The sequence below is a fragment of the Streptomyces sp. ACA25 genome (assembly GCF_028200735.1).
GTDB lineage: Bacteria > Actinomycetota > Actinomycetes > Streptomycetales > Streptomycetaceae > Streptomyces.
In genome coordinates, this window is record NZ_JAQKPV010000012.1 from 1 (window position 1) to 13,370 (window position 13,370).

The window sequence follows — 13,370 nt, forward strand, 5'->3', positions numbered from 1 at the left end:
TCCAGGGCTTCCTCCCCCCGGCCCCAGGACAGCTCGCCCACCCCCGGACCTGCCAGGAGCCCGTCATCACGGGTGAGCAGTACTGCCTCGTGCCCGGCCCCGGGACACCTCCGAGGGACTCGGCGGACAGCTCGTCGAGGCCGACCTGACCGTAGCCCTTCCTGGCTGAACCGCACTGTTCCGTCGGACCGGTGGCCTCCGCTTGTCCGGCTGTGGCAGCACACGCACCTCACGGCCCCGGGTCCGGTCACCTGCGCCCTTGACCGGAGCACATGATCAAGTCGGGGCCGCCCACACGTCCTGCGCAGTGCCAGGTCAGCGACCCACGTTCGAGCCCCCCTTCGGGCCGGAACCGTGAACGGCAGGCTCAGAGCTTCCCGGCCGTCTTGAGCGCCAGGTAGGCGTCCGCGACCGCCGGCGCGAGATCCTCGGGCGGTGCCTCGACCACCGTGACGTTCCGGTGCGCCTTGAGCCGGGCCACCGTGTGCTGTCGTTCCGCCTCGTACCGGGATGCCGAGGCCGCCTGATACACGGCCTCCACGCTGCCCCGCTTGCGGGCCATCTCCTCGATCCGGGGGTCGCCGACAGCAGCCACGATCACCGTGTGCCGGAGAGCGAGCCGGGGGAGCACCGGCAGCAGACCGGACTCGACAGCTCCGGTGTCCAGACCGGTGAAGAGCACGATCAGCGAGCGCCGGGGGGCACCGGCCAGCGTCGCCGCGGCCAGCGCCCCGGTGTCCGTCTCGATCAACGCCGGCTCCAGCGGAGCCATCGCCCGCACCACGGCCGGCAGGACCTCCGCCCCGGTACGTCCCCGTACCCGGGCCCGCACCTGACGGTCGTACGCGAGCAGGTCCACCCGGTCGCCGGCCTGCGAGGCGAGCGCGGTCAGCAGCAGCGCGGCGTCCATCGACGCGTCGAGCCGCGGCACATCACCGACCCGGCCGGCGGAGGTGCGCCCGGTGTCGAGCACCAGAAGCAGGTGACGGTCGCGCTCCGGCCGCCAGGTGCGGACGGCCACAGTGGTCTGCCGGGCAGTGGCCCGCCAGTCGATGGAACGGACATCGTCGCCCGGCACGTACTCCCGGAGACTGTCGAACTCGGTGCCCTCGCCACGGGTGAGGACCGAGGTCCGGCCGTCCAGCTCGCGCAGCCGCGCCAGCTTCGAGGGGAGATGCTTGCGGCTGCCGAAGCGCGGCAGCACCCGGACCGTCCAGGGAACCTCGTGGCTGCCCTGGCGGGCGGCCAGCCCCAGCGGCCCGTACGCGCGGACGGTGACCCGTACCGCCTCGTGGTCACCGCGACGGGTGGGACACAGAGTGGTGGTGACCCGGGTGCGCTCACCCCCGGGCACCCTGACGCGGTGCCGGGAGGCATCGAACGCCGTGCCCGGCTGCCAGCTGCTCGGAGGCCAGGCGTCGCGGAGATCGGCGACCAGCAGGCGGCCCGACGGGTTGCTGACGGTCAGTTCGACCGGCGCCTCCTCGTGGAGACGGACCGTGGTCGTGCCGCTGCGGGAGAACCGCAGCGTCCGCACCGGGGCCGCCAGCGCGAGGTCGAGAACAACCGCCGCGAGCAGGACCAGGGCGACGGTGAGCACGCCGTGCCAGCCGGGCAGCAGCGCGACGACAAGAGCTCCCAGCGCGGCGAGGAGAGCGGTGCGTCCGGTGAGTGCCATGAACGCCGGCTCTCAGCGGGGGACGGGAACGTGGGCCAGGATGCCGCTGATCACACTGTCCGCGGAGACGCCTTCCATCTCCGCCTCGGGCCGCAACCGGACCCGGTGCCGGAGCGTGGAAGGCGCCAGCGCCTTCACATCGTCCGGGGTGACGAAGTCCCGGCCGGAGAGCCAGGCCCAGGCTCGCGCGGTGCTGAGCAGGGCCTTCGCGCCGCGCGGGGAGGCCCCCAGCGAAAGCGAGGGGGATTCCCGGGTGGCGCGGCACACGTCCACCACATAGCCGGTGATCTCAGGGCTCACCGCGACCTTGGAGACGGCTTCCCGCGCGGCCTCCAGCTCGGCGGGCCCGGCCACGGGGCGGATCCCCGCAGCGGCCAGATCGCCGGGATTGAAGCCCTCGGCATGCCGCCGGAGCACGTCGAGCTCCTGCTCGCGGGAGGGCAGTGGCAGGTTCAGCTTGAGCAGGAACCGGTCCAGCTGGGCCTCGGGCAGCGGGTAGGTGCCCTCGTACTCGACCGGGTTCTGGGTGGCGGCGACCAGGAAGGGTTCGGGAAGTGGCCGGGCACTGCCCTCGACCGACACCTGATGCTCCTCCATGGCTTCCAGCAGGGAAGCCTGGGTCTTCGGCGGGGTGCGGTTGATCTCGTCGGCGAGCAGCAGGTTCGTGAACACCGGGCCCTGCTGGAAGGAGAACTGCGCGGTCCGCGTGTCGTAGATCAGCGAGCCGGTGATGTCGCTCGGCATCAGGTCAGGGGTGAACTGAACCCGCTTGGTGTCCAGGTTGAGCGAGGCGGCCAGGGCCCGGACCAGGAGCGTCTTGGCCACGCCCGGCACCCCTTCCAGCAGCACGTGGCCGCGGCAGAGCAGGGCGACGACCAGGCCGGTGACGGCGGCGTCCAGGCCGACGACAGCCTTGCCGATCTCGCCGCGCAGGGCCTCCAGGGCGGCGTGCGAGCTTCTGGCGGTGGGAGCGGTCACGAGCTGCTGTCCTTGTCTCGGAGGGGGAACGGGCCGGAGTCCGGGGAGTCCGGCAGGTTCCGGAGGCCGGTCTCTGCGGGTGATGCGGTGGGCGGGGGGCCGGCGGGTCGGAGGTGCAGCTCCAGGGCGTCGAGGCGGTCGGCGAGCCCGACGAGCGCGGTGTCGTCCGCGGGCGGTGGCCCGAAGAGGAGCGCGCGGACGTCGGTGGTGCTCCCGCCGGTCCGGGCGGCCACCGCGGCGGGCAGCACCTCGGGGTCGTGTGCGGCCTGCGCCAGACCCACCAGAGAGGCGAGACGGTCCCGGCTCGCGGTGCGCAGTGCTTCCGCGGCGCGGTCCCGGGCGCCGGCCCGGTGGTAGAGCCGGGCCCGGCCCTCGGTGGTCTCGGCGGCCCGCACGGTCACCGGAAGCCGTTCAGTGACCACGGGGCCGAGCCGCCGGGCCCGCCACAGGGCGGCGAGCACCGTGGCGATGACCAGCTGGAGCGCCCCCCATTTCCAACCGGGATCGAGGAGCTCGACGAAACTCTGTTCGTCCTCCGGCGCGGGCATGTCCTCCAGCGAGGGCAGGTACCAGCTCAGCTGTGAGCGCGTGCCGAGGAGCTGGAGAGCCAGGGAGGCGTTGCCGTGGTCGGCGAGGTTCTCGTTGTGGAGCAGGGTCGGGCTGCCGAGCAGCACGGTGTCGCCGTCACCGGCCGGGAGGGTCACCAAGGTCGGCAGACCGCCGGCCGGGTAGCAGGCCGTTCCGGTGTCCGGCAGCTGGTAGCGGAAGCCGCCCAGCTCGGCGCTGCCCGCCCGCCGGGCGTCCTCGGCCTCGCAGCCCGGTTCGCGCACTTCCGGCTCCACCGGGCTTTCCAGCCGGGCGGCCGGCGCGAACACATCGAGGGTCGCCTGGCCGGGAGTGACCAGCACGGTACGGCCGCCGCTGTCCGCAGTGGCCTCGTACAGGGCTTCCCGCTGGCCCGGAGTGAGGGCCTCCGGGAGGGCGACGAGCAGGGTCGTGTCGGGTCCGGCCGAAGCGGCGGCCTCCTCGACCCCGGTGGCCAGGGTGGTTTCCACCCCCCGGTCCGCGAGAAGCTCGGTGACGGCCCGGCTGCCGAGCGGAGTGGCCGCGTCCGGGTGCAGCCAGCCGTTCTCACCGCTGCGCAGCAGGGCGATCACGAAGCCGGCGAGGACGACGGCCACGGCTGCGAGGAGCAGACCACGGCTGCGCAGCCAGACGTCCCGGGCGCCGGGTGAGACGGCGCTGCTGTCGGAGCTCCCGGAAGAGGCCCCGGAAGAGGTCCCGGCGGTACTGTCCGCGCCGGCGGGTGCGGTGGTGTCCGGGCCGGTACCGGCGGGCGCGGTCACCGTGGGGCTCCCTGGGTTGCGTACGCGGGGTCCGGCCTGCTGCGCCGGGTCTGCTCGTCGAGATCACGCAGCCGATGGTGATCGGCCGCGGTGGCGTGCCGGCCGCCGTAGGTGACGGCGTCGAAGGTGCGAGCGGCGGCGCGCAGCCCGTCGGCCAGCGCGGGCAGGGACCGGGCGGCTTCGGTGGCCGCCTCATCGGCGGTGCGGCCAGGGCTGGGGTCCAGCAGGGTCCGCTCCTCCAGTCCGCGGACCAGGGCCCGCATACGTTCCTGTACGGCCTGGTCCCAGCGGCCGGCAGCAGCGTGCTCGTCGGCGTTTGCCCGGTGTCCGGCGGCGCTGCGTGGCTGCTCGGTGAAGATCCGTTCCTTCCCGCCGCGCCGTGCGGAGCGGGTGGAGCCCAGCCGCATGCGGAGCGCGATGAGCAGGCCGAGGACCGCGGCGACGATGAGGAGCAGCCCGAGCCAGCCCCCGGGGACCAGCACGACTGCGGAATCGAGCAGTTCGAGGACCCGGTCCCAGACCCAGTCGAAGATCCTGCGGAACAGCCCTGGCTCGTGCTGGGTGTACAGCTCCCGGGACAGTTCGCGCTCGGCTTCCTCCTGGGCGGGCCCCCGGTCGATGACGACCGGGGGCCCGGTGTCGTCCTGCACCAGGAGGACCGGGTCAGGTGGCGCCGGCAGCGGCTCCGCCACGGCGTCAGTATCCCGTGCGGGGCTCATCGATCCCGGCGGCCCGGGCGAGCTCGAGGTCGAGGGCCTCCCGCCTGATCCGCTGGTCCATGTAGAGGAGCGCGGTCACCCCGGCGCTGATGGGAAGGGTGATGGTGGAGGAGATGATCGAGCCGATGCCGATGATCGTCAGGTAGGACCAGCTCATGGAAGCCATGGTGGGGCCGAACATGCCGCCGTCGTCGGCCACCAGTCCGGCGATCACGCCGGCCGGGAACTCGATGATGCCGGCCACGATCACGACCAGCACCATGATCAGCAGCTGGATACCGAAGATGCGCCACCAGGAGCCGCCCACGAGCTTCCAGGAGCGTCCCATCGCGGCGAAGACTCCCTGGCGCTCGAGCATCAGGGCGGGCGCGGCGAGTGAGAACCGCACCCACACCCAGATCGCGAGCGGGATGCCGATCAGGAAGCCGACAGCGAGCAGAGCACCATTGCCGGTGGCGGCGCCGAGTATCGGTGGCAGTGCGAAGGCCGCGACGCCGACGAGCGGGACCAGCAGCACGAGACCGAGAAGCCGTAGCAGGCGGCCCTGCGAGTCGTTCCATGCCTCGCCGATGGTGACGCTGTGGCCGAGCACGGCCCGGCTGACGACGATGGTGAGCATTGCGGTGGCCAGGACGGTGCCGAGCAGGGTGATGATGCCGGTGACCGAGCCGAAGGCGAAGAGATCGCCCATGGCCGCCCGGAGTTCGGCGTTGGTCGGCTCCGGGTTGTTCTCCAGGGCCGCCATGCCGGAGCTGTCGCTGAGCCAGTAACGCATGGCGAGCAGTGAGATCACCTGAGTGACGACGGCGACGCCGAGGGAGATGCCCAGGACGGTGCGCCAGTGGGCGCGGGCGGTGGACACCGCGCCGTCCAGGATCTCGCCGACGGCCAGCGGCCGGAGCGGGATGACTCCCGGCTTCGCCGCATACGCCCCCCGTCCCCAGCCGGGCTGAGCGCCTCCCCAGCCGGGCTGCCCGCCGCTCCAGCCGGGCTGACCGTACTGGCCGGGCTGCCCGTACTGGCCGGGCTGACCGTACTGACCCGGCTGACCGTACTGACCCGGCTGACCGTACTGGCCTCCGCCGCTCCAGCCGGGCGGACCGGGCTGAGCCGGGTCACCACCGGGGGGCGGCGCGCTCCAGCCCTGCGGTGCCCGGTCCTGCGGAGCTCCGGCGTCCGGGGGAGCGTCCTTGTCCAGACGGGGGCGTTCGGGCGAGCCCGAGGCGTTCGGGTCGTTCTCCGGCTGGGGTGACCCGGGCGAGGCCCAGCCCGGTGAGTCGCTCATTCTCGCTCCTTCACGGCATCCTGGGGCCCATCGTGCCACGGCCCTGTCTTCTTCGTGTTCGGTGTGACGTCTGTGCCGACCGCGGGCGGAGAGGCAGACTGTTCGAATGGTTGATCAGAGTCTCCCAGCGTTGCGCTGGGCCGAATCTCCTGACGGCCCGGAAGTGGTGCTGCTCGATCAGACGCTGCTGCCGGCCCAGGAAGTGGAACTGGAGTGCCGGGACGTCCCCGCGCTGGTGGATGCCATCCGTCGGCTGGCAGTTCGCGGAGCACCGGTACTGGGTCTTGCGGGGGCCTACGGCGTTGCGCTGGCCGCGGCCCGCGGCGCGGACGTGGAGGAGGCGGCCCGGCAGCTGTCCGGTGCCCGCCCGACCGCGGTGAACCTGGGCTACGGCGTGCGTCGGGCCCTGGCCGCCTACCGGGCGGGCGGCGGCAACGCCGGGCCGGGAGCACGGGCAGCCCTGGACGAGGCGCGGGCTCTGCACCGGGAGGACGCACGGGCCAGCGAGCTGATGGCCGGGCACGGTGCCCGGCTGCTCGCCGATCTGCTGCCGCAGGCCGACGGCCACCGCCTCCTTACCCACTGCAACACCGGAACCCTGGTCTCGGGCGGCGGGGGCACCGCGCTGGCCGTGGTCCGGGCCGTGCACCGGGCCGGGGCGCTGCGCCGGCTGTGGGTGGACGAGACCCGGCCACTGCTGCAGGGCTCCCGGCTGACCGCTTACGAGGCCGCCCGGGAGGGGATGCCGCATACGCTGCTGCCGGACAGCGCCGCCGGTTCGCTGTTCGCGGCCGGGGAGGTGGACGCGGTCCTGATCGGGGCCGACAGGATCACCGCGGACGGATCGGTGGCGAACAAGGTGGGCAGCTACCCATTGGCGGTGCTGGCAGCACACCACCGGGTACCGTTCATCGTGGTGGCACCGGTGAGTACGGTCGATCCCGACACCCCGGACGCCTCGGGTATCGAGATCGAGCAGCGTGCGGCCCGGGAAGTGACAGAGTGGGCTCCCGGGGCGCCGGTGGCTCCGGAGGGGACACGGGTGTACAACCCGGCCTTCGATGTGACGCCCCCCGCCCTGCTGACGGCGGTGGTCACGGAACACGGAGTGGCCTCACCGGTGGACCGCGCAAGTCTCGCGCAGTTGTGTTCCAGGTCACGTTTGTCGGAGTCACGATCAGGTAATGGGATGATGAAGGCATGAAGGGACGCGTTCTCGTCGTCGATGACGACACCGCTCTGGCGGAAATGCTCGGCATCGTGCTGCGCGGCGAAGGCTTCGAGCCCTCGTTCGTCGCGGACGGTGACAAGGCGCTGGCTGCCTTCCGGGAGATCAAACCGGATCTCGTACTGCTTGATCTGATGCTGCCCGGCCGCGACGGCATCGATGTGTGCCGGCTGATCCGGGGGGAGTCCGGCGTACCGATCGTGATGCTCACCGCGAAGAGCGACACGGTGGACGTGGTGGTCGGCCTCGAGTCGGGTGCGGACGACTACATCGTGAAGCCGTTCAAGCCGAAGGAGCTCGTCGCCCGGGTCCGGGCACGGCTGCGCCGCTCCGAGGAGCCGGCGCCGGAGCAGCTGGCCATCGGTGACCTGGTCATCGATGTGGCGGGGCACTCCGTGAAGCGCGGCGGTCAGGCGATCTCACTGACTCCGCTGGAGTTCGACCTGCTGGTCGCGCTCGCCCGCAAGCCGTGGCAGGTCTTCACCCGTGAGGTGCTTCTGGAGCAGGTGTGGGGGTATCGCCACGCCGCTGACACCCGGCTGGTCAACGTGCACGTGCAGCGGCTGCGCTCCAAGGTGGAGAAGGACCCGGAGCGCCCGGAGATCGTGGTGACGGTCCGCGGCGTCGGGTACAAAGCAGGATCCGGCTGACGTGACCGAGCGGTCCTGGCGGAGCCCCCGGCTGCTGCCCGAAGGGGCGACGGGCAGCCGGGCCCAGCCCGCCATCCGGATATTCGGCCGCTGGTCCCGTGGCCCGCTGCTGCCGGTGCTGCGGCTCTGGCGGCGCAACCTGCAGCTGCGGGTGGTGGCCAGCACGCTGTTGCTGTCCTTCGCGGTGGTGCTGGTGCTGGGTGTGGTGGTCATCGGGCAGGTGCGCAACGGTCTGCTGGAGGCCAAGCTGCAGACTGCCCAGAGTCAGGCCGAGGGTGGCTTCGCGGTGGCCGCGGACCGGGCCGCCGTCGGGAACGACCCGGATGCGGTGGACAGTCTGACGGCGGACCCGAGCGTGTGGCTGACGGCCATGGTGGAGCAGCTGGCCAGTGGTGGCCAGGGGGTCTATTCGGTGGTCGCGCTCAGCTCCCAGCTTTCCGCGCCCTCACTCGGCGGCGACGGGGCAGTCGTGCCGCGCGGTCCTCGGGCCTCGCCGAACATCAGGCCCGAGGAGAGCATCTCCCGGGAGCTGCGGGAGGCCGTCGATCTCGATCCGGCGACCCACCGGCAGTACGGCACGGTCGTGCGGCCGGACGGCAGCTCCGAGGCCGCGCTCATCGTGGGCAAGCGGCTCAGTGACACCCACGGCAACCACTACCAGCTGTACTACCTCTTCCCGTTCACCCAGGAGGAGAAGTCTCTCAGCCTGGTCAAGGGCACCATCGCGACGGCCGGGGTGTTCCTGGTGGTGCTCCTGGGGGCCATTGCCTGGCTCGTCGTGCGGCAGGTCGTCACTCCGGTACGGATGGCGGCCCGGATCGCCGAGCGGCTGGCGGCAGGCCGGCTCCAGGAGCGGATGAAGGTGAGCGGGGAGGACGACATCGCCCGGCTGGGCGAGTCCTTCAACAAGATGGCCCGCAATCTCCAGCTGAAGATTCAGCAGCTGGAGGAGCTGTCCCGGATGCAGCGGCGGTTCGTGTCCGATGTCTCGCACGAGCTGCGGACCCCGCTGACCACGGTCCGGATGGCGGCCGACGTCATCCACGAGGCCCGGGACGAGTTCGATCCCGTCACCGCGCGCTCCGCGGAGCTGCTGCTCAGCCAGCTCGACCGGTTCGAGTCGTTGCTCGCCGATCTGCTGGAGATCAGCAGGTTCGATGCCGGGGCCGCGGCACTGGAGGCCGAGGCCACGGATCTGCGCGATGTGGTGCACCGCGTCATGGAGGGTGCCGAGCCGCTCGCCGAGCGCAAGGGGAGCCGCCTGCTGGTCCGCGGGGGAGAGCGGCCGGTGATCGCGGAGGCCGACCCGCGGCGTATCGAGCGGGTGCTGCGGAACCTCGTCGTCAATGCCATCGAGCACGGCGAGGGCCGGGACATCGTGGTGCGGCTGGCTGCCGCCCCGGGAGAGCACGGGGCGGTCGCGGTCGCCGTCCGGGACCACGGCATAGGGCTCGGGCCCGGCGAGGCCGAGCGGGTCTTCAACCGCTTCTGGCGCGCCGACCCGGCACGGGCCAGGACCACCGGTGGCACCGGGCTCGGGCTGTCCATCGCGGTCGAGGACGCCCGTCTGCACGGTGGTCGGCTGGAGGCGTGGGGGGAGCCGGGCGGCGGTGCCCAATTCCGGCTGACTCTGCCCCCCGCGGTCGGCACCCCGTTGTGGGACTCCCCGATCCCGCTGCAGCCGGAGGACGCGCGCAGCGGGCCCCGGCCCGGCCCTGCCCTTCCGGCCCGGCCCACCCCCGCCATGGCAGCCGGATCCGGTCCGTCGGAAGAGGACAGTCATGCGCAGCACTGACCGACCCCGCCGCGGGGTGCGGCACGCCGGCCGGGCGGGCCTGGCCGCACTCGCCCTCCTCCTGGCGGGCTGTGCGTCGATGCCGGCCGACGGGGATGCCCGGCGGGTCGACTCGGCGCAGCGCGCCGAGGGGGATTCGCAGATCCGGGTGTTCGGGGTCAGCCCTCAGGAAGAGGCACCGCCGCAGGAGATCGTCCGGGGCTTCCTGGAAGCCATCATCAGCGACGAGGCCGATTTCCAGACGGCCCGGGAGTACCTCACGCCGACCGCGCAGGGCTTCTGGGATCCGTTCGCCGGCACCACCGTGCTCGCGGAGGGGCCCACCTTCGCGGCGCTGGCCGGTGATCCGGAAGTGCAGGCGGAAGAAGGCCTGACGTACCAGGTCAGCGGGGTGCGGATGGCCCAGGTCGACCGGGATCACGGCTACGCCCCCGACTCCGGCGACTACCAGGAGCCGTTCACGCTGCGGCAGGTCGACGACGAGTGGCGCATCGACACGCTTCCCGACGGGCTGGTGGTGGGCGAGGCCGACTTCCGTCGCATCTACCGTTCGGTGAACACGTTCTACTACGCGGAGCCGGGCCCCGTACCCGTCACGCCGCGCGAGGCGCACGACGTCTTGGTCCCCGACCCGATCTACCTGCGTCAACGAGTGGACCTGGTCGGCGAGACGGTGGCCGCGCTGATCGCCGGTCCGAGTGACTGGCTGGCTCCCGTCACCCGGTCCGAGTTCCCGGCCGGGGCCCGTCCGGCCGGGGAACCGGCGGCCATTGACGACGCCGGGGTGCTCACGGTCCGGCTGAGCGGGGTATCGGTGGACACCACCACCGCGCGTTGTGAACGGATGGCTGCCCAGGTCCTGCACACCGTGAACGAACTCGGGTCCATCGAGCTGAACGAGGTGCGGCTGGCGACACCGGGCGGCCGGCAGCTGTGCGCGCAGACCCACCAGGAGAGCCGGTCGCGGGCTCCGGGACTCCTCGACGGCGAGCAGAGCCGGCAGTACTTCCTCGACGAGGACGCCCGGCTGGTCTCGGTCCGCGAGGACGGCGAGGAGGCACGGCCGGTGTCCGGGGCGCTGGGGCAGGGCGAGGCGGTGCTCCGGTCGGCCGCGGTCAGCCGTGACGAGCAGCTGGCCGCCGGTGTGACGGTGGACGGCCGGATGCTGTTGGTGAACTCGCTGGCCGGGCCCGAGCCGCTGTCGGAGCCGGTGTACGTCAGTGCGGAGGAGGAGCCGGCTGCCGGACTCAGCGCCCCGTCCTGGGACGGCCTCGGCGACCTCTGGTTCACCGACCGGGACCCCGACCGGCCGCGGCTGCTGCGCAGCCTGGGCGGCATCGCCGTCCCGCGGGAGGTCGAGGTCCGGGGGCTGAAGCCGGGGCAGCGGATCGAGTCGCTGCGGGTGGCCCCCGACGGGGTGCGGATCGCGATGCTGGTCAGCCGCGGAGAGAACACCACCCTGCAGCTGGGCCGTATCGAGCGCACCGGCCCGGAGCCGGAGGTCTCGGTCGACCAGTTGCGGGCCGTGGCTCCGCAGCTGGAGGAGGTGATGGCCGCCTCCTGGGCCGGCGGCAGCCGGCTGGTGGTGGTCGGCCGTCCGGTCGACGGCGTGGAGCGGATGCAGTACGTGTCGACGGACGGTTCCGCCGTCAACACGCCGAGCCTGCAAGGGCTGAGTGACGTGATCGGAGTGGCTGCCTCGGAGAAGGAGGAGCAGCCCTTGCTCGCCGAGGCGAAGGACGGCATCGCCCGGCTGCAGCACGATGCGAACTGGAAGATCCTCAGCCAGGGAGGCTCGGGACCTTTCTACCCCGGCTGAGCCCGTGCTCTTCCGGTCCGGGTCTGGTCACTTCCAGCTGGAAGTGACCAGACCCGGACCGGAAGAGCGCAGGGTCGGACCGGAAATGGCCGAATGCGACCGGGTGGCGCCTGCCCGGGCGGGGTGGCAGTGGTGCCGGGCCCTGGTGCGGTGAGGGTGGGGGCATGCGGAACTGGTGGCGGGAGATCTGCTCACTGCTGCTGCCCGCTGCCTGCGCGGGCTGCGGCAGCCCTGGTGACGTGCTGTGTGCCCGGTGCGGCGCAGCGCTGAGCAGTGGGCGGGCCCGCAGGGTCCGGCCGAGGCCGGAGCCGCCCGGGTTGCCGCCCGTGCACGCCTGCGCCGAGTACGCCGACCAGGTCCGGGCAGTGCTTCTCGCGCACAAGGAGAGAGGTGTCCTGCCGCTGGCCGCTCCCCTGGGGCAGGCGCTGTTCCCGGCGGTGCTGGCGGCCGCCGGCCCCGCCACGGGGGTGCTGCAGCTGGTCCCGGTGCCGTCGGGCCGGGCAGCGGCAGGACGTCGAGGGCACGATCCCGTCCGCCGGATCGCCCACGCCGCGGCGGTGGGGCTGCGCGGGGCCGGGCGGATGGCCCGGGTGCTTCCCGCTCTGCGCCGGCGCCGTCGGGTGAGTGACCAGGCGGGTCTGAGCGCCGGGGAGCGGTTCCGCAATGTCAGCGGGGCGTTCGTCGCGGACCGGGCCGAATGGCCCCTGGTCGGCCCGGTCGTGGTGATCGATGATCTGATCACAACAGGAGCTTCGCTGGCGGAGGCGGTAAGGGCACTGCGGGCGGCACGGTACGGGGTCCGGGGTGCCGCGGTCATCGCAGCTCCCCGGGAGACGGAAGGGTGGTGTACGTGGTGGTAGGGGTGCCAGGCGTCGGCTGATGGAGGTACTTTCGAAGGAAGGGCATCAGTAACCAGTGGAATCACCCCATACAACCCCCCATGTAGCGATTATGTGACTTTGTTCGGCATCTCTTTCTCAGGGGTGTCGTTCCTCCCGACCTGGGGGAGGAGGAGGTGAAAGTCGCAACCCGATGCGTCGGGGGACCGGCAAAGGCCGGCCCGCCGGCCCCTTGCACCAAAGGGATGCACTCCGCCGTCCGGCGGAGTGATCCGGGAACGGAGTTCTGCGTGGACATCGTCGTCAAAGGCCGCAAGACAGAGGTGCCGGAGCGCTTCCGGAAGCACGTGGCCGAGAAGCTGAAGCTCGACAAGATCCAGCGGATCGACGGCAAGGTCATCCGCGTCGACGTGGAGGTGTCCAGAGAACCCAACCCCCGGCAGGCCGAGCGGTCCGACCGCGTCGAGATCACCCTGCGGCACCGCGGCCCGGTGATCCGGGCGGAAGCCGCCGCCGCCGATCCGTACGGGGCGTTGGACCTCGCGGTCGAAAAGCTCGAGTCCAGCCTTCGGAGGCAGCACGACAAGCGGAAGTCGCGCCGGGGCAAGGGGCGTATCCCGGCCAGCGAGGTTTCCCTCGTGGTGCCCGACGCGGCGCAGCTGAACGGGAACGGCGAGTTGTCTCCCGGTCCCGCCGCCGAGGACTCCGCGGCCGGCAGCAGGGTGGGCCCGCTGGAGGTCGAGGGTGAGGGGCCGCTCGTCGTACGGGAGAAGACGCACACCGCCGCTCCCATGTCGCTGGACCAGGCGCTTTACGAGATGGAGCTGGTCGGCCACGACTTCTATCTGTACGTGGACAGCGAGACGAAGCAGCCCAGTGTGGTCTACCGCAGGCACGCCTACGACTACGGCGTGATTCACCTTGAGGCGGACCCGCTCGCCGAGGGGGCACCGCAGGGCGCGGGCGGGGCACTGGGCGGCTGAAACCGCCCGGAGCGCTTCCCCGCGCGGGTAACGTCCTTGGCCGGATCATG

11 protein-coding genes are annotated in these 13,370 nt (G+C 72.1%); 6 read left to right on the top strand and 5 right to left on the bottom strand.

Annotated elements, in window-relative coordinates; translation table 11 throughout:
- Positions 1 to 367 precede the first annotated feature (367 nt).
- Genes PJ985_RS17970 through PJ985_RS17990 form a run of 5 tightly spaced genes read right to left on the bottom strand, consistent with a single transcriptional unit; the run spans position 368 to position 6,006 of the window.
- The gene (locus tag PJ985_RS17970; RefSeq protein WP_271684835.1) at positions 368 to 1,678 is read right to left on the bottom strand and encodes a DUF58 domain-containing protein; all 1,311 of its coding nucleotides are present in this window, start codon (positions 1,676 to 1,678) and stop codon (positions 368 to 370) included.
- A 12-nt stretch (positions 1,679 to 1,690) separates the two neighbouring features.
- Positions 1,691 to 2,656 (bottom strand): AAA family ATPase, encoded by a 966-nt coding sequence (locus PJ985_RS17975; protein WP_271684836.1) that lies wholly within the window; start codon positions 2,654 to 2,656, stop codon positions 1,691 to 1,693.
- Positions 2,653 to 4,002 carry a DUF4350 domain-containing protein gene (locus tag PJ985_RS17980; RefSeq protein ID WP_271684837.1) on the bottom strand — a complete coding sequence of 450 codons (1,350 nt, stop codon included), beginning with the start codon at positions 4,000 to 4,002 and terminating at the stop codon, positions 2,653 to 2,655. Before PJ985_RS17980 ends, PJ985_RS17975 begins: the two co-directional genes overlap by 4 nt.
- Positions 3,999 to 4,694 carry a DUF4129 domain-containing protein gene (locus PJ985_RS17985; RefSeq protein WP_271684838.1) on the bottom strand — a complete coding sequence of 232 codons (696 nt, stop codon included), beginning with the start codon at positions 4,692 to 4,694 and terminating at the stop codon, positions 3,999 to 4,001. Before PJ985_RS17985 ends, PJ985_RS17980 begins: the two co-directional genes overlap by 4 nt.
- A gap of 4 nt (positions 4,695 to 4,698) precedes the next feature.
- Complete coding sequence (locus PJ985_RS17990; protein WP_271684839.1) at positions 4,699 to 6,006, bottom strand: glycerophosphoryl diester phosphodiesterase membrane domain-containing protein; 1,308 nt, start codon at positions 6,004 to 6,006, stop codon at positions 4,699 to 4,701.
- 106 nt (positions 6,007 to 6,112) lie between these two features.
- On the opposite strand from PJ985_RS17990, the gene mtnA reads away from it, so the two are divergent.
- The 6 genes from mtnA to hpf all read left to right on the top strand — a co-directional run bounded on the left by mtnA (position 6,113) and on the right by hpf (position 13,320).
- Positions 6,113 to 7,210, top strand: a complete 1,098-nt coding sequence (gene mtnA, locus PJ985_RS17995; protein ID WP_271684840.1) for an S-methyl-5-thioribose-1-phosphate isomerase — start codon at positions 6,113 to 6,115, stop codon at positions 7,208 to 7,210.
- The gene (gene mtrA / locus PJ985_RS18000) at positions 7,207 to 7,884 is read left to right on the top strand and encodes a two-component system response regulator MtrA (protein ID WP_271684841.1); all 678 of its coding nucleotides are present in this window, start codon (positions 7,207 to 7,209) and stop codon (positions 7,882 to 7,884) included. The genes mtnA and mtrA overlap by 4 nt, the downstream gene beginning before the upstream one ends.
- A 1-nt stretch (position 7,885) precedes the next feature.
- Positions 7,886 to 9,679, top strand: a complete 1,794-nt coding sequence (gene mtrB / locus PJ985_RS18005; protein ID WP_271684842.1) for an MtrAB system histidine kinase MtrB — start codon at positions 7,886 to 7,888, stop codon at positions 9,677 to 9,679.
- Positions 9,666 to 11,498 carry an LpqB family beta-propeller domain-containing protein gene (locus PJ985_RS18010; RefSeq protein ID WP_271684843.1) on the top strand — a complete coding sequence of 611 codons (1,833 nt, stop codon included), beginning with the start codon at positions 9,666 to 9,668 and terminating at the stop codon, positions 11,496 to 11,498. Before mtrB ends, PJ985_RS18010 begins: the two co-directional genes overlap by 14 nt.
- A 164-nt stretch (positions 11,499 to 11,662) precedes the next feature.
- Positions 11,663 to 12,358, top strand: coding sequence for a ComF family protein (locus tag PJ985_RS18015; RefSeq protein ID WP_271684844.1), 696 nt, complete (start codon positions 11,663 to 11,665; stop codon positions 12,356 to 12,358).
- A 269-nt stretch (positions 12,359 to 12,627) separates the two neighbouring features.
- A complete protein-coding gene (hpf, locus tag PJ985_RS18020; protein ID WP_443033514.1) occupies positions 12,628 to 13,320 on the top strand; it encodes a ribosome hibernation-promoting factor, HPF/YfiA family in 693 nt (230 codons plus the stop codon).
- The last annotated feature ends 50 nt before the right edge of the window (positions 13,321 to 13,370 follow it).

Coding starts and splice junctions, on each gene's coding strand:
- PJ985_RS17970 (WP_271684835.1), bottom strand. CDS start 1,678: ATGGCACTCACCGGACGCACCGCTCTCCTCGCCGCGCTGGGAGCTCTT.
- PJ985_RS17990 (WP_271684839.1), bottom strand. CDS start 6,006: ATGAGCGACTCACCGGGCTGGGCCTCGCCCGGGTCACCCCAGCCGGAG.
- mtnA (WP_271684840.1), top strand. CDS start 6,113: ATGGTTGATCAGAGTCTCCCAGCGTTGCGCTGGGCCGAATCTCCTGAC.
- mtrA (WP_271684841.1), top strand. CDS start 7,207: ATGAAGGGACGCGTTCTCGTCGTCGATGACGACACCGCTCTGGCGGAA.
- PJ985_RS18010 (WP_271684843.1), top strand. CDS start 9,666: ATGCGCAGCACTGACCGACCCCGCCGCGGGGTGCGGCACGCCGGCCGG.
- PJ985_RS18015 (WP_271684844.1), top strand. CDS start 11,663: ATGCGGAACTGGTGGCGGGAGATCTGCTCACTGCTGCTGCCCGCTGCC.